The following is a 23,351-nucleotide window of genomic DNA, read 5'->3' as shown; positions in this document are numbered from 1 at the left end:
AGGCCCGGCAGGTGCCTGACCGACCGTCGGCCCGCTGCGGCTTGCATCCCCGCCCACCCCGCTGCACCCTAGCGCGCCGAAACCCGACGCCCGTCCCATGAGCCAGCCCCTCGACCCCGCCCGTTGCCCGCTCTGCGGCCAGCCCAACCAGTGCAGCCTCGCCCGTGGCGATGCCCAGCCGTGCTGGTGCTTCAGCGTCGAGATCGACCCCGAGGCCCTGCGCCAGGTGCCGCTGGAGGCACGCGGCCGCGCCTGCCTGTGCCCCCGCTGCGCCCGCCTGCGCGCCGACGACGAGCCGGCCTGATGCGCCTCGACCGCTTGCTGGGCAACCTCCCCGACCTCAACCGCCAGGACGCCCGCCTCGCCCTGGCCGCAGGCCGCGTGCAGGTCAACGGCGCCCCCGAGCGCGACGCCCGGCGCGAAGTGCGCGTGTTCGACCGCGTCACCCTCGACGCCCGCGAGATCCAGCCCGGCAAGCCCGCCCGCTACTTCATGCTGCACAAGCCGGCCGGCTGGGTGAGCGCCACCTGCCACGACGAACACCCCACTGTGCTCGACCTACTGGACGAGCCCGACAAGCACGAACTGCACCTGGGCGGCCGCCTCGACCTCACCACCACCGGGCTGCTGCTGATCACCAACGACGGCCTCTGGTCGCGCCGCGTGACCCAGCCCGAAACCAAACAGCCCAAGGTCTACCGCGTGGAGACCGAAGACGAGATCGACCCTGCCTGCATCGCCGCCTTCGCCGCCGGCCTCTACTTCGCCTACGAAGACCTCGTCACCCGCCCCGCCCAGCTGGAAATCCTCGCCCCGCGCCAGGCCCGCCTCACCCTGCACGAAGGGCGCTACCACCAGGTCAAGCGCATGTTCGGCCACTTCCGCAACAAGGTCGTCGGCCTGCACCGCGAGCGCATGGGCGACCTGCCGCTGGACCCGGCCCTAGGCCCCGGCCAGTACCGCGCCCTCACGCCGGACGAGATCGCCCTGTTCTGAAGCCCGACCAGCGGCCGCCCGATCCCCCGAACCTTTCGCCCCCGCCCCCACTCACAGCTCCGTGGCCAGGCAGCCGACCAACTGCAGGATTTTTTTCGGCCAGAGGCTTGCGGGCGGAAAACGCGGCTGCTTAACTCCCAACCCAAGGTCAGAGTGTGACCAATGAGTCACAACGACCTTCCAAGCGACCCGCTGTACCGGCGCACGCGCCCTGCCCTGTTCCACCTGCCTGGTCAAAGGACCCACTCCAACGCCCCCTCAGAGGCGCTGGAACGGCCACCCTTTTTCGCTGTAAATCATTGAAAAATAAATAATTCTAAAAATCATCGCCTGACATTCCCCTGTCATCTCCAGGCGTTTATCTGACTGCCATGCGCCGCGAACGATGCCCCCATCGCCCGCTCGTCCAACCTGCGCCCGGAGGAAACGACATGAGGCCTCAAACCCAAGTCGTCACAGTCAACAGGAAGTACAAGGTTCACACGGAGTTCTACGCCAACCCGCAGGCCAGCCGGACCATCATCCTGGTCAACGGCTCCCTCGCCACCACGGCCTCGTTCGCGCAGACGGTCAAGTACCTGCACCCGCAGTTCAACGTCGTGCTCTACGACCAGCCCTACGCCGGCCAGTCCAAGCCCCACAACGACCACGGCAGCCCCGTCACCAAGGAAGCCGAGGCCGAGATCCTCCTGGCGCTCATCGAGCACCACCAGGTGGACTACGTCTCCTCCTTCTCCTGGGGCGGTGTCGCCACCCTGCTCGCCCTGTCGCAGAACCCCGCGCGCATCCGCAAGGCGGTGATCAACTCCTTTTCGCCGGTGCTCAACGAACCGATGCTCGACTACCTGCGCAACGGCATGACCCACCTCCAGGCCCTGGACCGGGAGAACGTCGCGCAGCTGGTCAACGCCACCATCGGCCGCTACCTGCCGACGCTGTTCAAGCGCTTCAACCACAAGCACGTCGCCAGCCTCGACGACCACGAATACCTGCAGATGCACTTCCACATCCGCCAGGTGCTCAACCTCGACGCCCACTGCTACGTCGACTGCCTGCAGGCCGTGGACATCCCCCTGCTGTTCATCAACGGCGAGCACGACCTCTACACCTCCCCCGAGGACGCCTGCGGCTTCGCCCGCCACGTGCGCGACTGCCAGTTCGCCACCATCCGCAACGCCGGCCACTTCATCGACTTGGAGCACAAGGCCGGCTGGCAGCAGACCCAGGACGTCCTGCTGGGCTTCCTCAACGCCCCCACCCGCAGCCAGCAGCCCCGCGTCCTCCACGGCCTGGGCCCGCAGGCCATGGCCGTATGACGCGCACACCCGGCCGCCAGCGCCCGACGCGGGCGGCCGGCAAGGTGCGTTTCATCACGGAAGGTTCAGGGGCAGGGCTTCATTTCGGCCACGACTTCTGGTAAAAAGTCGGCCTCGCAAGCGGGCGTCGTATAATGGCATTACCTGAGCTTCCCAAGCTCATGACGAGGGTTCGATTCCCTTCGCCCGCTCCAGACATCAAAAGCTAAGCCCCTGAATAACCTCGGTTTTCAGGGGCTTAGTCGTTTCTGGGGGTTGGGAAGTGTGAAAGAACTCAGCAAATCCCGCTGCCACTCCAGCCATCGATGCAAGCGCCATTGAATCGAGGTGTGCCCAAGATGCCGAGTCCCCTTACCTGCGATGAAACGTCAATGCATTCACGTATTCGTCTAACACCGCCATGCCCTGCAGATGCCGCAGATCTCGTGAGGTTGTATACCGACCCTGTGGTGCGCGCTTACTTGGGAGGCCCGATCAGCAAAGAGGCGGCGGTGAAGCGGGCGGAACTTGAGGTAGGTGCTCACAGAGAAGCCCCTTTATGGGTCATCCGAACCCAGCGAGCTGGGCAGTTCGCTGGCGTTGTTTCGTTCGACCAGCATCATGATGGCGTTGATATTGAGGTGAGTTACGAACTGCTCCCGGAGCACTTCGGCAAGGGATACGCCACCGAGGCGTTAACCCTCGCGCTGCACTACGGGAAAAACGTGATGGGGCTTAGAAGAGTGATTGCCGAAACGCAGAGCAGAAATCTCGCCTCCATACGCTTGCTCAAGAGAATCGGGATGACCCTTGAGCGTGAGCTGACGCGTTTCAATGAGCCTCAAAGCATCTACGCAATCACCTGGTGATGACAGACCGTCACGTCCTTCCTCGCAAACGCCAGCTGGTTCGCCCTGAAAAGCCCGGATCGACTGGCGGTGGTAGGTGCTGCCATCAAAAGCCAAGCCCCTGAACCCCATACTTCCAGGGGCTTGGTCGTTTCCAGGGCTTGCAAGTGTCGGCGTCATCCGCCCTCCCCTGCCTACGGATCAGGCTCCTGCTTCAACATCTGCTGAGTCAGCAGCGCCACGTTGACCATCACGTACTTGCCCACCTTACGGGACGGTAGGTAGCCGTTGCGAATCCAGCCCCACACCACGTCGTGTTCGTCGCCCATGCGAATCCAGTTGGCGAACTGGCGCCATGGCATCAGCGGTGGCGGCGCCAGGAAGTCATCACGGTCCATGGCTTAGCTATCCTTCACGGATTCTGAACGGTGGCGGGTCCAGAAGTCGGCACGGGCGCGGTGGAGCGCGGCGCGCAGGCCGTAGTACAGAGCGTTGTCCCCCAGTTTGTTGAGGCGGCTGACCTGCAGGTCGTCCACGAAGCCGGCGACGTGGAACAGCAGCACCAGTTGGCGAAACCTCATGGCAGCCGCGTTGGGATCGCGATGCAGGTCGAAGCGGATGATCCGGAGCAGTCGGAACAGCAAGCTGGTAGCGGCGCGGTAAGGGCTCCGGGCTTTACGGCATGACATAAGAACAAGGTAGTTTTCTTCCATCTCCCTGGCCTTTGTTGCACTATGTTGGTCTTTATTGGGAAATGATGATTTGCATTTAATGCAAATCACATAATGCAAGAATAACCACCATTGCAGATAGTTAGTAGCACTATTTGCTAATTACTAAGAACAAATTGGAATGATTAGAGAGCGGCTTATAGCCATATGGGACGCGAAGAGCTTCACAGCCAAGAAGCTGCAGGAGCTGAGCGGGATCGACCGCGAGAAGTGGTACGCCCTACGAAATGGAAAGCGCCGTGCGAACGAAGACGACATCGAAGCAATGGCCAATATCACGCCGGAGTACGCGCTGTGGCTTGTAAGCGGAAAGATCGCTCCCGAGTGCGGCCAGACCAGCCCCGAGTATGACCAGGCGAATGCCACGGATACCGAATAGGCCCTCTATAGATAGAAGCGACCCGCCAACCCCCTCGGCGAGCCGCCCGTAACACCCAGCCCTCAACCCGCACCATCACGGAGGAAACGTCAGTTCCTCCACGGTGAGCATCCCACCCGATACCCTCACCGCCAGCTTCACCGCCCCCTCCAGAACCCTCCAGCACCTCCAGAGGCGAATTGAGAATATGAGAGAGCGAATCGTCGCAATACTTGAGCATAAGAAGCTCACGGCCAAGAAGCTGGAAGAGCTGAGCGGTGTCGACCGCGAGAAGTGGTATGCGCTCAGAAAGGGTGGAAGGAGGGTCAACGAGGACGACATCAAGGTCATCGTCGAACTGGCCCCGGAGTACGCGCTGTGGCTTGTAAGCGGAAAGATCGCCCCCGAGTGCGGCCAGACCAGCCCCGAGTACGATCAGGCGAATGCCACGGATACCGAATAGGCCTTCTATATATAGAAGCGGCCCGCCAGTTCCCCGGCGAGCCGCTCGTAACACCCCCCCAGCAGCATCACGGAGGAAACGTCAGCTCCTCCACGATGAGCATCCCACCCGGTGCCCTCACCGCCAGCTTCACCGCCCCCTCCAGAACCTCCAGCACTTCCACCTCGATCCCCTGGGTCAGCAGCAACCGCATTACCCGCTCGTCCGGCTCCCCATCAAGGATGTTGATCGACACCACATCGCCCGCACGGCAGACACCTTCATGTAATTGCATGTGTGACACACCTCACATTTTCACGAGGTGAAGAACAGCACAGGGGCCGGGTTAGCGCGAGGGCAGCCAGATGGATTCAGACGTCTCCTAGGAAACTTCGGCATCCCAGCTACCCCTGCATGCGTAGGCCCCCTACCAATGGGCATGGGCACCGGCGTTGATAACGGCGCCCTGGCTGAATAGGATTCAGCGGCTTGCCGATCAAAGGAGTGATGGCCATGAAAGCCGATTGGGATGACGCCCCCCGCCATGTAAGACGGAACGGGAAAAACGCATGGGTTCGCTGGCTGGTGCCAGGGCTCGCAGGCTGTGCCCTGGTGTTTGGCTTGCTCAACCTGGCAGGCACCCACTTCGCCTTCCCCCGCTTCAACGATCAACCCGCCGAGCCGCCAGCGGAATACGTGCATACCGATCCATACGGCAACGGGGCTGAACGGCAACCGCAAACCGCCACCGCCGAAGAGCAGTTCTGGGCCGATCAACGCCGCAAGGAAGAACAGCGCCGAGCACAGGCCCAAGCCCCGCAGCGGCAGACCGACTTCAACGACCACAACTACACGCCCCGGCAGCCCGACAACGTGGTGAGCATGGAAGGCGTGCGGCAGTCGCTCGCCTATCAGCAGCCCAACCAGCAAACGTCCACCCGCCGCCGATCCATTGAGAAGGACGGCCAGATGGTCAGGAAATGGGACGGCGGCGGCAGCTACTACGCAACCTGGACCATCGTGAACAACTACATCGACAACGGCAGCGTGTGCGACAACCACAAACGCGGCTCGATCGATTACCGGGAGTGCCGCAAAGGCGCGAAGCAGTTCTTCAAAGCCGAGTGCAGGGGCTGGGGAGAGCGCTGGCAGCAGGACCGTGAGCCGAGCAGCGAGCTTATGAAGCAGCGCTACTGCTCCGCCGCCAGCAGCTTTAGCCCGATGATGTAGCCGTATTTCCCGGAGAACACCATGAGTGGAATACTTTTAATCGCTGTCCTTGTTACGTGGCTACTAATCTGCAGGGCCATTAGCAAGAAACTCACAAGAAACATAAAATCCCAAACCAGGCAAACCACAAGCAAGCTGGCGATATTTTCAATACTGTTCCTAGCACCTTTCAGTGATGAGTTGATCGGAGCCTTTCAGTTCAGCTCGCTTTGCGATAAATACGCCGTCGTGGAAATTGATGAGCAGAATGCAAAGAATCGTCAAGTAAGAGTTGAAATAAGAAGCTCAGACACTTACGCCGAAGGCACAGCTTTGAAAATCTACATTGACCCTTATGTATATCGGGACATCGAAACAAATAAGGTAATTGTTCGCTACCACATTCTTCAGGCAGAGGGAGGATGGCTCATTCGCCTGCTCGGAATTTCGGAGACAAATGCACCGCTTTTGTTTAATCCAGCGTGTGTGCCAGAAAATGCTCACGACTTCAAAAAGACTTTCAACATCAAGGTAGTAAATTAATCAAGTATGATTATGACGCGGCGTTGCCCCTGCCCCTCCGCAAATAGGTTCAAAAGAAGCAGGAAAACTTCAGGGCCGCGCGGCCGGTCAGCACGAGCCAAAACCAGCCAACCCATTTCACGACTCCTGCTGATTGGATCATGCAAGTTGAAAGGCCGTTGCCTTGGCGTTAACGCAGCGACGCATCCCTGACGAACAATGAGCGCCCTTCAAACCGTATAGCGCGTGTAGCCGTATCTACCGGAGAACACCATGAGCGGAATACTTTTAATCGCTGTCCTTGTTACATGGCTACTGATCTGCAGGGCCATTAGCAAGAAACTCACAAGAAACATAAAATCCCAAACCAGGCAAACCACAAGCAAGCTGGCGATATTTTCAATACTGCTCCTAGCACCTTTCTGTGATGAGTTGATCGGTGCCTTTCAGTTCAGCTCGCTTTGCGATAAATACGCCGTCGTGGAAATTGATGAGCAGAATGCAAAGAATCGTCAAGTGATATTTGAATCAAGAGGCTCAGATACTTACGCCGAAGGCACAGCTTTGAAAATAAGAATTGACCCTTATGTATTTAGGGACATCGAAACAAATAAGGTAATTATTCGCTACCACATACTTCAGGCAAAGGGAGGATGGTTAATTCGCCTGCTCGGAATTTCGGAAACAGGTGCACCGCTTTTGTTTAACTCAGGGTGTGCACCAGAAAATTCTCACAGCTTCCAAAAAACCTTCAATATCAAGGTAGTAAATTAATCATGCCTGATTATGACGCGGAGTTAACCCGCCCCTCCGCAAACAGGCCAACAAGAAGCAGGAAAACTTTAGGGCCGCGCGGCCAGTCAGCACAATAAAAACCAGCCAACCCACTTCACGATTCTTGCTGATTGGATCATGCAAATGGAAAGGCCATTGCCTTAGGAGTTAACGCAGCGCCGCATCCCTGACGAATAATGAGCGCCCCTTCAAACCGCATAGCGCTTGTAGCCATTCAATTACGCCTCATTGCCCCTGCTGACACGGCACCCAGCTACAACCCCTTGCACCGCTCCAACTCCGCCTGCGTCTCCAGCCGCGTTTCAATACCCAGGCGGTACTTGCAGTACGCACGCACCGTGTCCCGCTCTTCGGCGGTCAGTTGCTCCAGGGGTTTGTCGTCTCGGTCACTGGCGAAAATGTTGGGGAATTCCAGCGTGAGGGAGGGGTACTGCTTGATGAAGAACACCATTCGGTTGTCTTCCGCCCAGCGTGTCTCGTAGTAGCCGGTGTAGAGGTAGGCCACGCAAAGCAGGGGCATCAGCAGGAGGGCGGCTTTCTTCATGGTCTCGGTCGCAAGGCGGCATCCCGTGTGGGTGGCGGATAGTGCATGGCGGGCGCTGGTATGCCAACCCAGCCCCCCCCTTGCCGCCCCCCGGCACACACCTGCCGCCCTCCTCCACCCGCACGCACCTGCAAGCCGCGCCATCCGGCGCCTGCAGGGCTCGGCATGGAACCTGCTAATAACGGGCCTAGCCCAACCTGAAGGAGCAGAACCATGAGGATCGATACCCAGTTGATGCAGGGGGCCGGCGCCTCCAGCACGCAGAAAACCGGCCGGGGTACGGCGCAGGGCACGGGGGATTTCGCCGGGGACTATGCCGCTGCGCTGGCCGGCGAGAAGGCGGGGCAGCCGCCCAAGGCCGACTTCAGCCACATGAACCGTGGCGAGCTGATGGAGTGGATCAACGCCCAGGTCAAGGCAACGGGCACGCTGGATGGCACCGAGTCGCTGGTGTCCATGACCCTTAACGGTGTGTCGGCGGTGGATGGCAGCGCCGACAACAGCCGCAGCTTCGATTACCTGAAGCTGCTGCGCGACGGCATCGACGGGGCGCAGCAGCGCAACGACATGAAGGAAGCCGAGCGCCTGCGCTCCACCCTGGACCTGCTCGGCCGCTACCAGGAAGACGGCGCCTCCAACAGCCACTGGCAGGCGTAACGCCGACCACCCCAGGCGAACCGCCGCCCCTGGGCGGCGGCCCGCAGCACCTTGAGATCGGTGCGACGCCGTTGGTGTCCGCCCCCGTGTTTGGCGCGATAATGCGCCGCTGAACACACAGGGGCCTTCCATGAACCAGCGTGCTATGGACTCGACCGCCGCGATGCGGAGCAAACCCGCCGACGCCCTCATTCTCATTGCCGAAGACGAAGTGGAGATTGCCGAGATCCTCGCGGCCTACCTCCAGCGCAGCGGCTTGCGCACCGTCCACGCCAGGGACGGGCAGGACGCCCTGGCCCGGCACCATAGCCAGAAGCCCGACCTGGTGCTGCTGGACGTGCAGATGCCGCTGCTGGACGGCTGGCAGGTACTCAGCGAGATCCGCCATCGCGGCGACACCCCGGTGATCCTGCTCACCGCACTGGACCAGGACATCGACAAGCTGACCGGGCTGCGCATCGGCGCGGACGACTACGTGGTCAAGCCCTTCAACCCGGCGGAAGTGGTGGCGCGGGTGCAGGCCGTGCTGCGGCGGGCGAAGGCCACCCGCGCCGAGGGCTCGCGGGTGCTCAGTGTCGGCGCCTTCCGTATCGACCTGGACAACCACGAAGCGAGCGTGGATTGCGCCGGCCAGCGGCACCTGCTGGACCTCACCCTCACCGAGTTCAAGCTGCTCACCAGCCTGATGCGCGCCCCCCGACGGGTGTTCAGCCGTGGCGAGCTGCTGGAGGCCTGCCTGCCCGAGGGCGACACCCAGGAGCGCACGGTGGACAGCCACATCAGCAAGCTGCGCAAGAAGCTGGAGCTGCTGGGCATCCAGGGCGTACCCACCAGCGTGCGTGGCGTCGGCTACCGCTTCGGTGGCGAAGCATGAGCCGCACCCCAGGCCTGCGCCGGCAGATCATCCTGTCCCTGTGCACCATGGCGCTGGGCATCATGCTCATCTCCATCGTCGGCACCTATGCCTTCTACGAAGTGCTCTATGCCTACGAGCCCAGCAGCATCTCGGAGACCTGGCCGCCGACGCGCACCGAACTGGCCTGGGTGCTGGCCACGATCCTCGCTGCGCTGGTGATCGCCGGCTACGTGGCCTTCCAGCTCTCCCGGCGCATCCTCACCCCGCTGAACTCGGTGGCCCACAGCCTGCGGGAGGTGGCCCAGGGCAACCTGCAGGCCCGCGCCACGCTGGACGAACACGCCATGGGGGAAACCGCCCAATTGGTGCACGACTTCAACACCATGGCCGAACGCCTGGAGGGCATGACCCGCGAGCAGCAGTTCTGGAACGCCGCCGTGGCCCACGAGCTGCGAACCCCGGTCACCATCCTCCGTGGCCGCCTGCAAGGGCTGACCGAAGGCGTCTTCACCCCCAGCAACGAGATATTCGAAGGGCTGCTGCGCCAGGTGGAAGGGCTTGGCAGGCTCATCGAAGACCTGCGCGTGGTGAGCCTCAATGACAGCGGCCACCTGGAGATGGAGCTGGCCCCGACCGACCTGGCACAGGAGGTCACCAGCATCGCCCAGGCCTTCACCTCCAGCCTTGAGGCCAAGGGCTTCGTGCTGCAGCTGGAGGTGCCCGCCCGCGCCCAGGTGGAGTGCGATGCCTTTCGCATCCGCCAGGCGCTGATGGCCCTGCTGGAGAACGCCCTGAAGTACGCCGAACCGGGCGCGCTGAAGATCCACGCCCACATCGAGGACGGCACCTGCCGGGTGAGCGTCGAGGACAGCGGCCCGGGCCTGCCGGCCGAAACCGCCGCGCTGGTGTTCGAGGCCTTTCGCCGGGGCGACCCCTCCCGCTCGCGGAAGAGCGGCGGTAGCGGCCTTGGCCTGTCCGTGGTCCGGGCCATCGTCGAAGCCCACGGCGGCCACGCCAGCTGTCACCCCTCATCGCTCGGCGGCACCGCCTTCAGCCTCAGCTGGCCGGTGCGGGGTGGCGTGAGCGGCTGATGCGTCCCCCAGGCAGGTAGTCACCCCGCGTTTCCATCAGGCTGAACGCCACCCGTGCCAGATGCCGTGCCAGCCCCTTGAGTGCCTGGGTTTCGGTGCGGCCGTGCCGTCTGCACAGCTGGTAGCGCTCGCGCCAGGCCACCGAGCGGCGGGCGGTCCGTGCCGCCGTCAGCAACAGGTGGTGGGTTTGGCCGTGGAGCGGCGCCTCCCGGAGCGGGCTGGCGCGCCCGCTGTTGACGAAGGCGATGTAGGCGCCGGCACTCTTGAATTCGCCCTGCCCATAGGCGCCGGCCAGCAGCGCGGCGGTGACGATATCCACCCCCTCGATCGCCAGGCAGCGCAGGGCCTGTTCACGGGGGCCCTGCGCCCGCAGCAAGCGCCGGACCTGCCGCCGGAGCGCGAGCCGGGGGGAAGCCTGGCACGGCTCGAGCAGCGCCAGCAGGCGCGGGTAGAACAGCGGCGCCTCACACGCCGCAGCGGTCCCGTGCCCAGTGGCCTCCGCCGGCGTGGCGGGGTGTTGTGTGTGCATCGCGCTACACCTGTTGCAAATGTGGCCCCAACCTCGCGCGGAGCGGGGCCTGGCGGTCAGTGCCCAGTGATCACGCTGTTCCAGATCCGCGTGCGGAGCCGGTCGATACGCGGCGGAACGGCCTCGAGCGCAAACAACGTGCCGAAGACCTCCGGCGAGGGGTACACCTTGTTGTCCGCACGGATGGCCGGGTCCACCAGGGCGTCCGCCGCCTGGTTGCCATTGGCGTACTTGATGGCATTGGTGACCGAGGCCATCACCTCGGGTTGCAGCAGGTAGTTCATGAAGGCGTAGCCGGCATCCTCATCCTTGGCGTCCACGGGCATGGCCACCATGTCGAACCAGGTCGTCGAGCCCTCCTTCGGCACCATGTATTCGATGTGGATGCCGTTCTTCGCTTCATTGGCGCTGGCCGCCGCCTGCAGCACATCCCCGGAGAAACCCACCACCAGGCACACATCGCCATTGGCCAGGTCGGTGACGTACTTCGAGGAGTGGAAGTAGGTGACGTGCTTGCGCATCTGCTTGAGCAAGGCCTCGGCCTTCTTGTAGTCCTCCGGCTCCGTGCTGTGGTGCGGCAGCCCCAGGTAGTGCAGGGCGATGGGCAGCAGCTCCGGCGCATTGTCCAGCACTGCCACGCCGCAGGTGGAAAGCTTGGCGAGGGTTTCCGGCTTGAAGATCAGGTCCCAGCTGTCGATCGGGTGATCGGCGCCGAGTACCGCGCGCACCTTGTCCACGTTGTAGCCGATGCCGGTGGTGCCCCAGACGTAGGGAAAGCCGTACTGGTTGCCCGGGTCGTTCACCGCCGTGGCCTTGAGCAGCCGGGGGTCGAGGTTCTTCCAGTTCGGCAGCTTGGAGCGGTCCAGCTTCTTCAGCGCACCGCCCTGGATCTGCCGGACCATGAAGTGGTTGGAGGGGAACACCACGTCATAGCCGGAGTGCCCGGCCATCAGCTTCGCATCGAGGATCTCGTTGCTGTCGTAGATGTCGTAGTGCACACCGATCGACGTCTGGGCGGTGAACCTGGCCAACGTATCGTCGGCCACGTAGGCGCTCCAGTTGTACACGCGGACTTCCTCGGCTGCCTGGCTTGCGCTGGCCAGCAGCAGGAGGGGAATGAGTTTTTTCAGCATGACGCCACCTCGGGGGAGTTTTCTTGTTGTCTGCAGTCACTGAAAAGCCGGCTGCAACACGCCGCGAAGCCGGTCTGCAAAGACCGCCTAGCGCATCGCGCCGACGAAGAGAGCACCCTGGATACGAGCGGGCACGGGCCCGGAACGGCACCGGCGCGACTGGCCCGGCGCGTTCGAGGCTAATGAAGCCGCTCAGGGCTTGTCTTGCGCGCGGGCCCGCGTGGAAAGCTGCGCCTGGTAGGCCTTGGGGGTCATGCCCATGCGCTCGCGAAAGCACTTGTAGAAGGCCGAAAGGGAGTTGAACCCCGCCGCGAAGGCCCAGTCGTCGACACGCCCGCTCTCGGGGCTCTGGTGCAAGCGCTCCAGCAGGTGGCTGAGGCGTGCCTGGTTGACGTAGCGGTAGAAACTCTGCCCCAACACCTGGTTGAGCAGGTGGGAGATCTGGTTGCGCGTATAGCCGGTGGCGGCGGCGACCTGCTGCAGGTCCAGATCAGGGTCGAGGTAGGGGCGCTGGTGCTGGAAGTAGTTCTCCAGGTCGCACGCCATGATCCCGATCTGCCGGGGCGAGAGCCCCAGACGGCTCAGCGCCGGGCGGCTATCCGATGCGGTGGAACCATCCGGCTCGATGCGCTCCAGGTTGGCGTACTCGTTCACCCGCCAGACCAGGCCATCGCACACGGTGATCGCCTCGCTGGATCGAAAGGCCACCAGGCCACGGCTGCCATGCAGGCAGATGCGGTACTGGATGAACGCGGTGTGGCCGTCGATGCGGATGCGGTCGGTGTGCTCCAGCAGCTCGCCGCTCAGGCGCGGCAGGCTCTCGTAGACGAACGCCCTCAGCTCCGGCAGGCGCATCAGGCGGTTGCTGGAGTAGTCGTGGTACTCCACGTCGGGGTGGTAGAGCTTCAGGAGCCCTTCCAGGTCACCGGTCCGCCAGCCTTCGCGGTAGAGCAGGATGGTCTTGCGCGTCAGCTCGGTCTGCTCGGCGTCGTCCGGCAGGTGGGTCGTGGCAGTCATGGCGGGTGACTCGTGATGGCGGACAGTTCGCGCGGATGATAGTCAACGGAGTCCATCCCGGTCAGCGGCCGCCCCGTTGCGGGGGCGGCCTGTTGACCAGCGGCGCGGCTCAGCTCGCCTGCATCAGTTCGTTCGCCGCCCGCAGGCCCGAGGCATAGGCGCCATGCACCGTCTGGTAGAAGGACTCGTCGGTGGCCTCGCCGGCGAAGAACAGCTTGCCGTCGACGGGCGACGCCAGGTCGTTGCGCATCGGCACCGTGGAACCCACCACGTTGCAGGAGTAGGAGCCCAGCGCATGGGGATCGCTCGCCCAGCGGGTGATCGCCCAGTCGCTGGGCTGCGGGATGTCCGGGCCGTACACCGCTCGCAGGCGCGTCATCGCGTCCTCCACGATCGCCTCGTCGGTCCAGCCCTCGATCTCGCGCCCGAAGTCCGCCGCGTTGAAGCCGATCAGGATCGGCGCACCGGTCGCCCGCGCCAGGCTCACCCACTCAGCCCACTGCCCATGCTGCTCCGGCACCATGTTGATCCAGTCCGTCCGGGTGTCCCAGAAGGCCTCGGGGAACTTCAGGCAGCACTTGTTCAGCACCCCGACCCCCAGTCCTTCGATGGCCCGGGTCTTCTCGGGCGGAAGCGCCGGGGAGAAGTCGATCGCCCCGCTCTTGAGCACGCCCAGCGGCACGCTCAGCAACACCTGGGCAGCCTGGTAGCTGCGCCCGCCGACGCGGACGGTAACGCCTTCGTCCTCGCTGTCGATGGCGCTGACGACCTGACCCAGACGGATGTCCAACCCCTTGGCCAGGTGCTCCACCAGCACCCGGTAGCCGTCCAGGAACAATGCCTCGTCGCCGGCGTACTCACCGCCGCTGTCGAAGGTGTGCAAGGAAAGCGCCTGGACGCTCTCGCCGTACTCGTGTTCGTAGGTGGTGTTGAGCAGGAAGTCGACCTGCCGACGCTGGGCCAGCCCCAGGGACCGGTAGTCCATCTCCTCGCGCACGGCATCACCCAGCGGACGGTCCTCGTCGCTGTCCTGCGTCTGCTCGATGGCATCCTCGATGGCTTCCCGCAGCGCCTCCAGTACCTCCTCCTCATCGTCGTCGTAGCGATGGCCGTCGCTGCCGAAGGTCTCGGTGCGATCGGTACTGGTGGTGGCCAACCGCGCGCCAACCTGCTTGGCCAGCCGCGCAATGGGGTTGTTGGGGCCGGCCCCGTGGATCCAGGTCGCCCCAAGGTCGACATTGATCCCGTCCCACGCCTGGTGGGTCATCAACCGTCCCCCCAGGCGGTCGCGCGCCTCGAGGACGATCACCCGGTACCCGGCATCGTGCAGTTTGCGAGCGGCGGCCAGCCCGGCGATGCCAGCACCGATCACCAGCACATCGGCCTGCCCCGGGTCCGCTCGCCCTGCGCGCTGGCCCTGGGTTCCCAGGCCATTGGCCAACACGGGGGACAGGGGCAGGGACGCCCCCAGCAAACTGCCTGCAGCCAGAATGAAATGTCGACGCTTCATGTATCACCTCAAGAATTCAACTTGCGGCCTCACACCGCCATGGCCCCCGCATAGGCAGGCACCGGACCGGGCGAGGCCGATCGGTGCCAGTCTGAGGGGCCTGCATTGCCATTCGTTCGAGCTTGTGTGGAGAACAGGTGGAGCGCATCAGTAAAGCGCACGCTAGCGCGAGCGTCGGCCACGCCACTCAGCCACGCCCGGCATATGCCCCCGCCAGCGACGCCGGCGCGTCCCCGTCCTGCGCGTTCAGGCCACCGCCCAGGGCCTTGTAGAGGGCCACGGCGTTGCTGGTCTTCTCCCGGCGCAGCTCCAGCAGTGCCTGGCGCGCGGCATACAGCTGGCGCTGGGCATCGAGCAATTCCAGCCGGCCATCGAGCCCCGCGCGGTAGCGCTGGCCGGAGAGGTCCAGCCGGCGCTCGGCGGCGCTGACGGCCTGCAGTTGCGCCTCGATCTGCCGGTCGAAGGTGGCCGTGCCCGCCAGGGCGTCCGCCACCTCGCGGAAGGCGATCTGGATGGCCCGCTCGTACTGCGCCACCGCCTCGGACTTGCGCACCTTGGCCAGGCGCAGTTCCGCCCGCAAGCGCCCGCCCTGGAACAGCGGCACCGTCAGTTGCGGGGCGAAGCGCCAGACCTGCCGGGACGGGTCGAACAACCCGTCCAGCGAGGTGCTGGCATAACCGAAGGAGGCGGTCAGGGAGATCTGCGGGAAGAACGCCGCCCGCGCCGCGCCGACGTCCGCGTTCGCCGCTTCCAGCACCTGCTCGGCCTGGCGCAGGTCGGGCCGGGCCAGCAGCAGCTCCGACGGCAACCCCGCCGGCAGGCGGCCGAGCAACGGCTGCTGCGCCAGGGACAAGGCCGGCGGCAGGTCTGCCGACAGTTCGCCACCCACCAGCAGCTGCAGGGCGTTGTCCGCCTGGGCGCGGGCGCGTCGGCGCGCCTCCAGGTCGGCCTGGGCGGTGGCCACCTGGCCTTCGGCCTGGGCCACGTCCAGCGCGCTGTTCTGGTCGGCCTGCTTCAACAGGCGCGCCAGCGCCAGGGATTGCTGCCAGTCCGCCAGGGTCTGCTCGGCCAGTTGCTGCTGCTCGGCGGCCAGTTGCTGGGCGAAGTAGGCATCGGCCACCGCCCCCACCAGCGCCACCTGCGCGGCGTCACGCCCCTCTTCGCTGGCGAAGTAGCGCGCCAGCGCGGCATCGGAGAGCGCACGCACGCGGCCGAACAGGTCCAGCTCGAACGCGCTGACGCCCAGGTTCACCCCCACCTGCTTGCTCACCGTGCGGTTGGAGTGCTCGCTGGAATCGGCCGCCAGGGCCCGCTCGCGGGTCTGGTTGGCCTCCAGCGCCACCGAGGGCAGGCGCGCGGAAGACTGGATGCGGAACATCGCCTGGGTCGCCTCCACATTGAGGGCGGCCAGGCGCAGGTCGCGGTTCTGCTCCAACGCCTGCTCGATCAGGCGCTGCAGGCGCGGGTCGCCGAACATGCGGCGCCAGCCCGGCAGCGGCGCGGCCGCGATGGACGGAGCGCCCGCCAGCTGCGGGAACTGCGCCGGCACCGGCGGTGCGGGCCGCTCCAGGGGCGGCACCAGGGAACAGGCGCCAAGGCTCGCGGCCAGGGCCAGCGGGATCAACAGGCGCATCTCAGGCCTCCTCGCGCGGGGATTGGGGGGCGGTGCGTCGGGCCCGTCGGGCGCCGAGGCGCTCCTGCAGGCCGATGACGAACACGAAGAACGCCGGCACGAAGCACACCGCCAGCAGCGTGCCGCTGAGCATGCCGCCGAACACCCCGGTGCCGATGGCGTGCTGGGTCTCGGCGCTGGCGCCGGAGGCGAGCATCAGCGGCACCACGCCGAGGGTGAAGGCCAGCGAGGTCATGAGGATCGGCCGCAGGCGCAGGCGCGCCGCCATCACCGCCGCCTCCGCCAGGCTGCGGCCTTCGGCGTGCAGCTGGCGGGCGAACTCGACGATGAGGATCGCGTTCTTCGCCGAGAGGCCGATGATGGTGATCATCCCCACCTTGAAGAACACGTCGTTGGGCAGGCCGCGCAGCATCACCGCCGCCACCGCGCCCAGCAGGCCCAGCGGCACCACCAGCATCACCGACAGCGGGATGGACCAGCTCTCGTACAGCGCCGCCAGCACCAGGAACACCACCAGCGCGGAGAGCAGCATCAGCAGCGGCGCCTGGGCCGCCGACTGGCGCTCCTGCAGGGACTGCCCGGTCCAGGCCACGGCGAAGCCCGCCGGCAGCTGCGCCACCAGCCGCTCCATCTCGACCATGGCGTCGCCACTGGACACGCCCGGCGCGGGGCCGCCGGCGATGCGCACCGCCGGGAAACCCTGGAAGCGCATCATCTGCTGCGGCGACTCGGTCCAGATCGGCGTCACCACCTCGCGCAGCGGCACCATGCCGCCGGCGGCGTTGCGCACCCGCAGGCCGAGCACGTCGTCCAGCTGCATGCGCGCGGCAGCGTCCGCCTGGAGGATGACCTGCTGCATGCGCCCGGCATTGGGGAAGTCATTGACGTAGAGCGAGCCCATGGCCGCCGACAGGGTGCTGCTCACCGCCGCGAAGGACACACCCATGGCCTCGGCCTTGCGCCGGTCGATCTCCAGGCGAATGCTCGGCCCCGGCGGCAGACCGTCCGGGTACACGTCGCTCACCACGCTGCTCTGCGCCGCCAGCTTGAGCAGCTGCGCCTGGGCCTCGCGCAGCGCCGCCTCACCCCGGCCGGCGCGGTCCTGGAGGAACAGGGTGAAACCGGAAGAAGTGCCCAGCTCGTCGATGGCCGGCGGCAGCAGGCTCATCACCGTGCCCTCGGGAATCTCCGCCATCGCCGCCTGGGCCAGGGCCGACTCCTCGCCGGCCGTTGCGCCGTTGCGCTGGTCCCAGTCCTTGAGCATGGTGAAAGCCATGGCGGCGTTGGGGCCGGAGCCGGAGAAGCTGAAGCCCAGCACCACCAGGTTCGCCTCCAGCGCCGGGCGGCTGGCCACGTGGGCCTCGAAGGTGCGCACCACGTCCAGGGTGCGTTCGGCGGTGGCGCCGGTGGGCAGCTGGATGGAGGTCATGAAGTAGCCCTGGTCCTCCTCCGGCAGGAAGGACGACGGCAACTGGTACGCCGCCAGCGCCAGCACACCGCAGAGCGCGGCGAAGCCCGCCATCATCCGCCCGCTGCGGGCGACCATGCCGGCCACGCCGCCGGTGTAGCGCTCGGTCAGCCGCTCGAAGCCACGGTTGAAGGCGCCGAAGAAGCCGCGCCGGGCGTGGTGCCCGGGCGCCACCGGGTGCAGCAGCGTGGCGCACAGCGCCGGGGTCAGGGTCAGCGCGAGGAAGGCCGAGAACAGGATCGACACCGCCATCGACAGGGTGAACTGCTGGTAGATCACCCCCACCGAGCCGGAGCCGAACGCCATGGGGATGAACACCGCGGTGAGCACCAGGGTTATGCCCACCACCGCGCCGCTGATCTCCTTCATGGCCCGCGCAGTGGCCTCCCGCGGCGACAGGCCGTGGCTGGCCATCAGCCGCTCGACGTTCTCCACCACCACGATGGCGTCGTCGACGATGATGCCGATGGCCAGCACCATGCCGAACATGGTCAGGGTGTTGATGGAGAAACCCGCCACCAGCATCACCGCGAAGGTGCCCAGCAGGGCGATGGGCGCGACGATGGCCGGGATCAGCGTGTAGCGCACGTTCTGCAGGAACAGGTACATGACCAGGAACACCAGCACCATGGCCTCGAACAGCGTCTGCACCACCTTCTCGATGGAGACCTTGACGAAGGGCGCCGTGTCGAACGGGACGGAATAGCCCATGCCCGCCGGCATGCTCGGCGCCAGCTCGGCGAGCCGGTCGCGCACGGCCTGGGCGGTACGCACGGCGTTGGCCCCGGGCGACAGCTGGATGGCCGCGCTGGTGGCCGCCACGCCGTTCTCGCGGTTGGCGAAGCCGTAGGACTGCGCGCCCAGCTCCACCCGCGCGACGTCACCGATCACCACCCGCGAACCGTCGGCGCCGGCGCGCAGCACGATGGCGGCGAACTGCTCCGGGCTGGACAGCTGCCCCTCCACCGTCAGTGGCACGGTCACCCGCTGGCCGGGCAGCGTCGGCTCGTCGCCGACCCGGCCGGGGGCGATCTGCGCGTTCTGCTGTTCGATGGCCTGGGCCAGGTCGCCCATGGTCAGCCCGTAGGCGGTCAGCTGGTGCGGGTCCACCCAGATGCGCATGGCCTGCTCGGCGCCGAACAGCTGCACGCGCCCGACGCCGTCGATGCGCCGCAGCTCCTGCACGATGTTGCGCGCCAGGTAGTCGTTCAGCGCCACCTCGTCGAAGCGCCCGTCCGGCGAGGTCATGCCCACCATCATCAGGAAGCCGGAGGCCGCGGACTCCACCTGCAGACCACTCTGCCGCACCACCTGGGGCAGGCGCGGCTCCACCGCCTTGATGCGGTTCTGCACGTCCACCTGGGCCAGCTCGGGGTCGGTGCCGGGCTTGAAGGTGGCGGTGATCTGCGCCGAGCCGGAGGTGTCCACCGAGGACTCGAAATAGAGCAGGTTCTTGACCCCGGACAGCTCGCGCTCGATCAGGCTCACCACCGAGTCGTCCAGGGTCTGCGGCGTAGCGCCGGGGTAGGAGGCGTAGAGCGTCACCGACGGCGGCGCCACCGAGGGGTAGCGGGCAATCGGCAGCTGCGGAATGGCGATCACCCCGAACAGCACGATGAACAAGGCGATCACCCAGGCGAACACCGGGCGCTCGATGAAGAACTGCGGCATGGTCGTCTCCTCGACTCAGTGCGCGGTGGCGGCCAACCCGGCGGCCACGCTGGGCTGCCAGGGGCGCGGGTCGACGGCGGCGCCCTCCTCCAGGCGCTCGATGCCTTCCACCACCACCCGCTGGCCGGCACCGAGGCCGGCGGCGATGCGGTAGCGGCGGTCCACCAGCTCACCCAGCTCGACGGCGATCCGCTTGGCCTGCTGCTGCTCGTCGATCACCCACACGCTGGCCGCCTCGCCGGCGCGCACCACCGCCTGCTGCGGCACGGCCAGGGCCGCCGGGTAATGCGCCCGCACCACCCGCGCCCGCACGAACATGCCCGGCAACAGGCGCCGCTCGGGGTTGTCCACCAGCACGCGCAGCAGCACATCGCCAGTGCCGGCATCGACGTTGATGCCGGAGAACAGGATGCGTGCGTGCAGGCCGTAGGGCTTGCCGCTGCTGCCGAGGATCTGTACCGGCAGCCCGCCGTCGCCGGGCCCGCCCCGCGCCTCCAGCGCTTCGCGCAGGCGTTCGAGGGAGGCGGCGGACTGGCGCACGTCCACGTACACCTGGTCGATCTGCTGCAGGGTGGCCATGGGCGAGGCATCGGTCGAAGTCACCAGTGCGCCTTCGGAGACCAGGGTCTGGTCGATGCGCCCGGAGATCGGCGCCTCCACCGTGGCGAAGCGCAGGTCCAGCTGCCGCCGCGCCAGCACCGCCTGGGCCTGGGCCACGTCGGCCGCCGCCTGTTCGCGCTGGGACACGGCGTCGTCATACACCTGCCGGCTCACCGCCTCGGCCCGCACCAGCGGCGCCAGCCGCTCGGCCTGGATGCGCGCACGCTCCAGCACCGCCCGCGCACGCTGCAGGGCGGCGGCCGCGGTTTCCACCTCGGCCTTGAAGGGCGCCGGGTTGATCTGGAACAGCGCCGTCCCGGCCTGGATCTCGGCGCCCTGGCTGAACAGCGTGCGCTGCAGGATGCCGCTGACCTGGGGGCGGATCTCCGCCGTGCGCAGGGCCGCGACACGCCCTGGCAGGTCCTCGTCGACCACCAGCTCGGTCGGCGCCAGGGTCATCACCGTGACCCGCGCCGGCGGCATGCCCTCCTCCGCCGTCGGCGACGGATCACACCCCGCCAGGCCAAACGCGAACACCCCGATCCACACGGCACGCAGCCGCCCCTTCAGCAATCCCATGACCCACTGCCCTCACGGATGAACGGCCCCGGCCAGAACGGCCGAAAGCCCCAGAAAACGCGAGTCTGGCGGCCCACCGTTGGGATTGATTCGAGGTTTTGTGGAGATCGTGTGGAGGCGGGGCGGGCACGTCATGAGCCAAGAGGCATACGGCCCTCTTCAGGCATGACCTTGGAGCGGCAATGGAGGGCGATTGCGCCGCTGTGACGGCCTTCAGATTGTCATACGATTTCCGTTGAATATTTCTTACGCCCCTGTCAGATTCCGCTTCGCTGTACAAATGTTGCAAAGGATTGCAAGTACAAAGCGACCCAGAAACACCCTCGCGAGTATCTGCAAAATCCCCCTGAATTCCGCTGATCCTGCCGCCAAGTCGTGGCTTTTCGTCGTGGCTGGAAAATAGCGTTCCCGAGCGGGAGTGAACCTCGACCAACAGCTTCTTCTGTGAATTTGCAGTGACAACCAGGCGCTCCACGCCCAACAAGAACCCACATGGATGATTGCGTCATGACTGTTTTCCACGCCCTGAAACGCCGCTCCACCCCTGCCAACCTGCTCCGCTGCGCCGTCGCGGTGGGGCTCGCCGCCGTGCTCGGTGGCTGCAACTCCTCCGAATCCGAAGTCCAGAAGGTGGTGATCGACAACCTGCTGGTGAAGGACGTCTACAAGTTCGGCGAATTCACCGAAATCGACGGCATCGCCGCCTGCCAGACCGTCAACAGCGTCCGGGCCGACGGCCAGGACACCGGCGACATGCAAGGCTTCGCGATGAAGAAGGACGGTGCCTGGCATTTCCTGAGGTTCGTCGACAGCACTCACGAAGAGTGCGTGCAGGCGGCCAAGGAAGTGACCACGGAATTGGTCGAGAAAGGCTACAAGGGCTGAGCAGCCCGCTGAATTACCGTCACCCTCTGGAGAGATTCAATGCGTACCAAGATCCTGCACATCGGCCTGATCGCCGCCATGGGCCTGCTGGCCGCCTGCGGCTCCTCGCCGCGTGCCCCGCAACAACAGATCATCGGCCAGATCCCGGCGGGCAGCCCCTTTGCCAAGGTCCAGCCCGGCATGTCCATGAAGCAGGTGCATGACCTGATCGGCCAGCCCACCGACAGCTACAACCGCATGACCGGCAAGATGTTCATCCCCTTCTACTTCGGTAGCGACGCCATGCGCATGGAAGAGCTGTACAAGGGCCAGGGCCGCATCACCTACACCGGCGTAGGCGCCACCGGTGCCAACTTCAACGTCTACCAGATCACCTACGACCCGAGCGAAGACGGCTACAACAACCGTTGATCCGCGCCTCGCCCAACAAGAAGCCCCGCATGATGCGGGGCTTCTTGTTTGAGGGGACGACCCGCTCCGATCAGGCCGGGACGGGCTTGATCACCAGGAAATTCCGCGCGCTGTAATAGGCCTCGGAATCCTGCCAGGCCAGCCCCGCGAAGCTGTCCATGCCCGCTTGCCAGGGCTCGTTGTCGAACAGCGCCTCCACCGTGCGCTGGTTGTCGAAGGCGCAGAAGAAGTGCCGGAACCAGTGGATGCGCCCATCCAGCGGCAGGGCGCGGATCTGCGCCTCGATGCTGGGGAACAGGTCCTCCGGCAGCGCCGGCACCTTGCCGTCGGCACCGCGCGTGCAGAAGTTGCCCAGGTGCGCCTCGAAGCGCTGCTCACCCACCTGCCAGGTCTCCACCGTCACCTGGTCCTCGTCGACACGGCCCCAGAGTGCCGAGAGCAGCACGTGGAAGCTGTTGCGGCAGAAGTTCTCCCAGGCATCACGCAGGCCGGCCTCGCCCTCACCCACGCCGGCGAAGGCTTCCTGGAAGTGGCGGTTGTCATCCTCCAGCAGCACGTCCACATCCAGCCGGCCGGTCTTGCCGCGGGGATACCAGGTGGCACGGATCGCCGGCAGCCGGCCACCCGGCGCAACCCACCCTTCGTGCACGACGAACTCGACGCCGTGGGCTTCGAACAGTGCAGCCAGAAGCTGCGAAACAGAGACCGGTTCCATCTTCGATCCTTATGTAATGATGGCGCGCCCGACACGGGCCGAAACGGCGCGTAGAGTAACGCGCTTCCGCATCACGAGCCGGTCGTTCGTCAATGAATGTGACCGGACCTCAGCAGTCCCGCCCCACCGCCTGGAGCCATGCAGCCGATGAAACGCCCCCTCGCCGCCCTCACCCTGCTGCTGGCCCTGCCCACGCTCCACGCCGAAGAAGTTGCACCCATGAACCACCCGCCCTTCGATGCCGCCTTCGCCGAGGGCTACCAGGTCAAGGTGGAGGGGATCGACTACCGCTTCTACACCCAGGCCATTGGCGAACTGGAGCTGCCCACCGGGCAACTGGTGGCCTGTGACCCGCTGGTGAGCTGCGACGCGCCTTTCACCCAAGCGGTGCCCAAGGGCCGCTTCCCGCTGCAGCTGGCCATCGCGCGGATCGGCGAGGATGAGCGCATCGCCTTCGCCCGCATCGTCTTCGCGCCCGGCGCGGCAACCCGCTGGGAAATGGCCCTGGTGGACGGCCAGGACCCGAGCACCCTGGGCCCGGACGAATTCTTCGGCTACGGCGTGGACAGCGGCACCGGCGGCTTCATGGACGCCGCCGCCCTGCGCCGCTACGAAGCGCAGCGCGAGCAGGAGGGCGAAGCCTTCGACGAGCGCCTGCTGGCCGAGCTGGACAGGACCTACCGGCACACCCGCAGCTGGACCCTGCTGCCGACCGAGGCCGGCAACGTGGCGTTGTTCTCCAGCGGCTATGGCGACGGCGCCTACCCCAGCTACTTCGGCTACGACGCCAGTGGCCGGCTGGTGGCGGTGGTGACCGACTTCCTGCTGGTGCCCTGGCACTGAGGCCGGGGCCGGC

27 protein-coding genes and 1 tRNA gene are annotated in these 23,351 nt (G+C 65.6%); 16 read left to right on the top strand and 12 right to left on the bottom strand.

Going from position 1 to position 23,351, the window contains the following annotated elements; all coding sequences use genetic code 11:
- Positions 1-97: 97 nt before the first annotated feature.
- From FBY21_RS26425 to FBY21_RS26405, 5 genes are all read left to right on the top strand, one after another.
- Positions 98-304: a cysteine-rich CWC family protein gene (locus FBY21_RS26425; protein ID WP_142015140.1), complete on the top strand. Its 207-nt coding sequence runs from the start codon at positions 98-100 to the stop codon at positions 302-304.
- The gene (locus FBY21_RS26420; protein ID WP_069564330.1) at positions 304-996 is read left to right on the top strand and encodes a 16S rRNA pseudouridine(516) synthase; all 693 of its coding nucleotides are present in this window, start codon (positions 304-306) and stop codon (positions 994-996) included. The genes FBY21_RS26425 and FBY21_RS26420 overlap by 1 nt, the downstream gene beginning before the upstream one ends.
- A gap of 431 nt (positions 997-1,427) precedes the next feature.
- Entirely contained in the window at positions 1,428-2,312 is an 885-nt protein-coding gene (locus FBY21_RS26415) for an alpha/beta fold hydrolase (RefSeq protein WP_142015135.1), read from the top strand.
- 120 nt (positions 2,313-2,432) lie between these two features.
- Positions 2,433-2,506, top strand: a tRNA-Gly gene (locus FBY21_RS26410).
- A gap of 177 nt (positions 2,507-2,683) precedes the next feature.
- Positions 2,684-3,160 (top strand): GNAT family N-acetyltransferase, encoded by a 477-nt coding sequence (locus FBY21_RS26405; RefSeq protein WP_142015131.1) that lies wholly within the window; start codon positions 2,684-2,686, stop codon positions 3,158-3,160.
- 173 nt (positions 3,161-3,333) lie between these two features.
- On the opposite strand, the gene FBY21_RS26400 is transcribed toward FBY21_RS26405, so the two are convergent.
- Both FBY21_RS26400 and FBY21_RS26395 read right to left on the bottom strand, forming a co-directional pair.
- Positions 3,334-3,537 (bottom strand): hypothetical protein, encoded by a 204-nt coding sequence (locus FBY21_RS26400; RefSeq protein ID WP_107331564.1) that lies wholly within the window; start codon positions 3,535-3,537, stop codon positions 3,334-3,336.
- A gap of 3 nt (positions 3,538-3,540) precedes the next feature.
- Positions 3,541-3,720, bottom strand: a complete 180-nt coding sequence (locus FBY21_RS26395) for a hypothetical protein (RefSeq protein ID WP_139134056.1) — start codon at positions 3,718-3,720, stop codon at positions 3,541-3,543.
- 271 nt (positions 3,721-3,991) lie between these two features.
- On the opposite strand from FBY21_RS26395, the gene FBY21_RS26390 reads away from it, so the two are divergent.
- Together FBY21_RS26390 and FBY21_RS26385 are read left to right on the top strand one after the other, a co-directional pair.
- Complete coding sequence (locus FBY21_RS26390; protein WP_044400120.1) at positions 3,992-4,249, top strand: helix-turn-helix domain-containing protein; 258 nt, start codon at positions 3,992-3,994, stop codon at positions 4,247-4,249.
- A 187-nt stretch (positions 4,250-4,436) separates the two neighbouring features.
- A complete protein-coding gene (locus FBY21_RS26385) occupies positions 4,437-4,691 on the top strand; it encodes a DNA-binding protein (protein ID WP_142016625.1) in 255 nt (84 codons plus the stop codon).
- A gap of 67 nt (positions 4,692-4,758) precedes the next feature.
- Here FBY21_RS26385 and FBY21_RS26380 read toward each other — a convergent pair whose 3' ends face one another.
- A complete protein-coding gene (locus tag FBY21_RS26380; protein ID WP_044400114.1) occupies positions 4,759-4,965 on the bottom strand; it encodes a hypothetical protein in 207 nt (68 codons plus the stop codon).
- A 218-nt stretch (positions 4,966-5,183) separates the two neighbouring features.
- Between FBY21_RS26380 and FBY21_RS26375 the strand changes: the two genes are divergently transcribed.
- The 3 genes from FBY21_RS26375 to FBY21_RS26365 all read left to right on the top strand — a co-directional run bounded on the left by FBY21_RS26375 (position 5,184) and on the right by FBY21_RS26365 (position 7,175).
- On the top strand, positions 5,184-5,900 hold the full coding sequence (locus FBY21_RS26375; RefSeq protein ID WP_142015127.1) for a hypothetical protein: 717 nt from the start codon (positions 5,184-5,186) through the stop codon (positions 5,898-5,900).
- 21 nt (positions 5,901-5,921) lie between these two features.
- Positions 5,922-6,422 carry a hypothetical protein gene (locus tag FBY21_RS26370; protein WP_142015123.1) on the top strand — a complete coding sequence of 167 codons (501 nt, stop codon included), beginning with the start codon at positions 5,922-5,924 and terminating at the stop codon, positions 6,420-6,422.
- Between the two features lie 252 nt (positions 6,423-6,674).
- Positions 6,675-7,175 (top strand): hypothetical protein, encoded by a 501-nt coding sequence (locus FBY21_RS26365; protein WP_142015120.1) that lies wholly within the window; start codon positions 6,675-6,677, stop codon positions 7,173-7,175.
- 274 nt (positions 7,176-7,449) lie between these two features.
- Here the strand turns inward: FBY21_RS26365 and FBY21_RS26360 are convergent, their stop codons facing one another.
- Positions 7,450-7,740 carry a hypothetical protein gene (locus FBY21_RS26360; RefSeq protein WP_142015116.1) on the bottom strand — a complete coding sequence of 97 codons (291 nt, stop codon included), beginning with the start codon at positions 7,738-7,740 and terminating at the stop codon, positions 7,450-7,452.
- A gap of 213 nt (positions 7,741-7,953) precedes the next feature.
- Between FBY21_RS26360 and FBY21_RS26350 the strand changes: the two genes are divergently transcribed.
- From FBY21_RS26350 to FBY21_RS26340, 3 genes are all read left to right on the top strand, one after another.
- Positions 7,954-8,397, top strand: a complete 444-nt coding sequence (locus tag FBY21_RS26350; RefSeq protein WP_142015108.1) for a hypothetical protein — start codon at positions 7,954-7,956, stop codon at positions 8,395-8,397.
- Positions 8,398-8,527: 130 nt separating this feature from the next.
- Positions 8,528-9,271, top strand: coding sequence for a response regulator (locus FBY21_RS26345; RefSeq protein ID WP_253543792.1), 744 nt, complete (start codon positions 8,528-8,530; stop codon positions 9,269-9,271).
- Positions 9,268-10,344 carry an ATP-binding protein gene (locus FBY21_RS26340; protein ID WP_142015106.1) on the top strand — a complete coding sequence of 359 codons (1,077 nt, stop codon included), beginning with the start codon at positions 9,268-9,270 and terminating at the stop codon, positions 10,342-10,344. The genes FBY21_RS26345 and FBY21_RS26340 overlap by 4 nt, the downstream gene beginning before the upstream one ends.
- Here FBY21_RS26340 and FBY21_RS26335 read toward each other — a convergent pair.
- The 7 genes from FBY21_RS26335 to FBY21_RS26305 all read right to left on the bottom strand — a co-directional run bounded on the left by FBY21_RS26335 (position 10,310) and on the right by FBY21_RS26305 (position 20,484).
- Positions 10,310-10,873, bottom strand: coding sequence for a hypothetical protein (locus FBY21_RS26335; protein ID WP_142015103.1), 564 nt, complete (start codon positions 10,871-10,873; stop codon positions 10,310-10,312). The genes FBY21_RS26340 and FBY21_RS26335 overlap by 35 nt on opposite strands.
- A 56-nt stretch (positions 10,874-10,929) precedes the next feature.
- Positions 10,930-12,006 (bottom strand): polyamine ABC transporter substrate-binding protein, encoded by a 1,077-nt coding sequence (locus FBY21_RS26330; RefSeq protein WP_142015100.1) that lies wholly within the window; start codon positions 12,004-12,006, stop codon positions 10,930-10,932.
- Positions 12,007-12,198: 192 nt separating this feature from the next.
- On the bottom strand, positions 12,199-13,023 hold the full coding sequence (locus FBY21_RS26325; RefSeq protein WP_142015097.1) for a helix-turn-helix transcriptional regulator: 825 nt from the start codon (positions 13,021-13,023) through the stop codon (positions 12,199-12,201).
- Between the two features lie 109 nt (positions 13,024-13,132).
- Positions 13,133-14,533, bottom strand: coding sequence for an FAD-dependent oxidoreductase (locus tag FBY21_RS26320; protein WP_142015094.1), 1,401 nt, complete (start codon positions 14,531-14,533; stop codon positions 13,133-13,135).
- Positions 14,534-14,720: 187 nt separating this feature from the next.
- On the bottom strand, positions 14,721-16,166 hold the full coding sequence (locus tag FBY21_RS26315; RefSeq protein WP_142015091.1) for an efflux transporter outer membrane subunit: 1,446 nt from the start codon (positions 16,164-16,166) through the stop codon (positions 14,721-14,723).
- Between the two features lies 1 nt (position 16,167).
- Entirely contained in the window at positions 16,168-19,305 is a 3,138-nt protein-coding gene (locus tag FBY21_RS26310) for an efflux RND transporter permease subunit (protein ID WP_142015088.1), read from the bottom strand.
- Between the two features lie 15 nt (positions 19,306-19,320).
- Positions 19,321-20,484, bottom strand: coding sequence for an efflux RND transporter periplasmic adaptor subunit (locus FBY21_RS26305; protein WP_142015084.1), 1,164 nt, complete (start codon positions 20,482-20,484; stop codon positions 19,321-19,323).
- A 507-nt stretch (positions 20,485-20,991) separates the two neighbouring features.
- Here FBY21_RS26305 and FBY21_RS26300 point away from each other — a divergent pair.
- On the top strand, positions 20,992-21,369 hold the full coding sequence (locus tag FBY21_RS26300) for a hypothetical protein (RefSeq protein WP_142015080.1): 378 nt from the start codon (positions 20,992-20,994) through the stop codon (positions 21,367-21,369).
- A gap of 39 nt (positions 21,370-21,408) precedes the next feature.
- Positions 21,409-21,780, top strand: coding sequence for a hypothetical protein (locus tag FBY21_RS26295; RefSeq protein ID WP_074973233.1), 372 nt, complete (start codon positions 21,409-21,411; stop codon positions 21,778-21,780).
- A gap of 70 nt (positions 21,781-21,850) precedes the next feature.
- Here the strand turns inward: FBY21_RS26295 and FBY21_RS26290 are convergent, their stop codons facing one another.
- Entirely contained in the window at positions 21,851-22,495 is a 645-nt protein-coding gene (locus tag FBY21_RS26290) for a DUF6348 family protein (RefSeq protein WP_044400085.1), read from the bottom strand.
- Positions 22,496-22,642: 147 nt separating this feature from the next.
- Between FBY21_RS26290 and FBY21_RS26285 the strand changes: the two genes are divergently transcribed.
- Complete coding sequence (locus FBY21_RS26285; protein WP_222119535.1) at positions 22,643-23,338, top strand: DUF4241 domain-containing protein; 696 nt, start codon at positions 22,643-22,645, stop codon at positions 23,336-23,338.
- Positions 23,339-23,351: the final 13 nt, after the last annotated feature.

It is taken from the genome of Pseudomonas sp. SLBN-26 (assembly GCF_006715895.1).
GTDB lineage: Bacteria > Pseudomonadota > Gammaproteobacteria > Pseudomonadales > Pseudomonadaceae > Metapseudomonas > Metapseudomonas otitidis.
Note: the sequence above shows the minus strand (reverse complement) of the source record. Positions and strands in the feature narration are given on the sequence as shown.

Bases quoted from the DNA above. Each gene is read 5' to 3' on its own strand.
- FBY21_RS26425 (WP_142015140.1), top strand. From the start codon at position 98: ATGAGCCAGCCCCTCGACCCCGCCCGTTGCCCGCTCTGCGGCCAGCCC.
- FBY21_RS26420 (WP_069564330.1), top strand. From the start codon at position 304: ATGCGCCTCGACCGCTTGCTGGGCAACCTCCCCGACCTCAACCGCCAG.
- FBY21_RS26415 (WP_142015135.1), top strand. From the start codon at position 1,428: ATGAGGCCTCAAACCCAAGTCGTCACAGTCAACAGGAAGTACAAGGTT.
- FBY21_RS26405 (WP_142015131.1), top strand. From the start codon at position 2,684: ATGCATTCACGTATTCGTCTAACACCGCCATGCCCTGCAGATGCCGCA.
- FBY21_RS26400 (WP_107331564.1), bottom strand. From the start codon at position 3,537: ATGGACCGTGATGACTTCCTGGCGCCGCCACCGCTGATGCCATGGCGC.
- FBY21_RS26395 (WP_139134056.1), bottom strand. From the start codon at position 3,720: ATGAGGTTTCGCCAACTGGTGCTGCTGTTCCACGTCGCCGGCTTCGTG.
- FBY21_RS26390 (WP_044400120.1), top strand. From the start codon at position 3,992: ATGATTAGAGAGCGGCTTATAGCCATATGGGACGCGAAGAGCTTCACA.
- FBY21_RS26385 (WP_142016625.1), top strand. From the start codon at position 4,437: ATGAGAGAGCGAATCGTCGCAATACTTGAGCATAAGAAGCTCACGGCC.
- FBY21_RS26380 (WP_044400114.1), bottom strand. From the start codon at position 4,965: ATGCAATTACATGAAGGTGTCTGCCGTGCGGGCGATGTGGTGTCGATC.
- FBY21_RS26375 (WP_142015127.1), top strand. From the start codon at position 5,184: ATGAAAGCCGATTGGGATGACGCCCCCCGCCATGTAAGACGGAACGGG.
- FBY21_RS26370 (WP_142015123.1), top strand. From the start codon at position 5,922: ATGAGTGGAATACTTTTAATCGCTGTCCTTGTTACGTGGCTACTAATC.
- FBY21_RS26365 (WP_142015120.1), top strand. From the start codon at position 6,675: ATGAGCGGAATACTTTTAATCGCTGTCCTTGTTACATGGCTACTGATC.
- FBY21_RS26360 (WP_142015116.1), bottom strand. From the start codon at position 7,740: ATGAAGAAAGCCGCCCTCCTGCTGATGCCCCTGCTTTGCGTGGCCTAC.
- FBY21_RS26350 (WP_142015108.1), top strand. From the start codon at position 7,954: ATGAGGATCGATACCCAGTTGATGCAGGGGGCCGGCGCCTCCAGCACG.
- FBY21_RS26345 (WP_253543792.1), top strand. From the start codon at position 8,528: ATGAACCAGCGTGCTATGGACTCGACCGCCGCGATGCGGAGCAAACCC.
- FBY21_RS26340 (WP_142015106.1), top strand. From the start codon at position 9,268: ATGAGCCGCACCCCAGGCCTGCGCCGGCAGATCATCCTGTCCCTGTGC.
- FBY21_RS26335 (WP_142015103.1), bottom strand. From the start codon at position 10,873: ATGCACACACAACACCCCGCCACGCCGGCGGAGGCCACTGGGCACGGG.
- FBY21_RS26330 (WP_142015100.1), bottom strand. From the start codon at position 12,006: ATGCTGAAAAAACTCATTCCCCTCCTGCTGCTGGCCAGCGCAAGCCAG.
- FBY21_RS26325 (WP_142015097.1), bottom strand. From the start codon at position 13,023: ATGACTGCCACGACCCACCTGCCGGACGACGCCGAGCAGACCGAGCTG.
- FBY21_RS26320 (WP_142015094.1), bottom strand. From the start codon at position 14,533: ATGAAGCGTCGACATTTCATTCTGGCTGCAGGCAGTTTGCTGGGGGCG.
- FBY21_RS26315 (WP_142015091.1), bottom strand. From the start codon at position 16,166: ATGCGCCTGTTGATCCCGCTGGCCCTGGCCGCGAGCCTTGGCGCCTGT.
- FBY21_RS26310 (WP_142015088.1), bottom strand. From the start codon at position 19,305: ATGCCGCAGTTCTTCATCGAGCGCCCGGTGTTCGCCTGGGTGATCGCC.
- FBY21_RS26305 (WP_142015084.1), bottom strand. From the start codon at position 20,484: ATGGGATTGCTGAAGGGGCGGCTGCGTGCCGTGTGGATCGGGGTGTTC.
- FBY21_RS26300 (WP_142015080.1), top strand. From the start codon at position 20,992: ATGACTGTTTTCCACGCCCTGAAACGCCGCTCCACCCCTGCCAACCTG.
- FBY21_RS26295 (WP_074973233.1), top strand. From the start codon at position 21,409: ATGCGTACCAAGATCCTGCACATCGGCCTGATCGCCGCCATGGGCCTG.
- FBY21_RS26290 (WP_044400085.1), bottom strand. From the start codon at position 22,495: ATGGAACCGGTCTCTGTTTCGCAGCTTCTGGCTGCACTGTTCGAAGCC.
- FBY21_RS26285 (WP_222119535.1), top strand. From the start codon at position 22,643: ATGAAACGCCCCCTCGCCGCCCTCACCCTGCTGCTGGCCCTGCCCACG.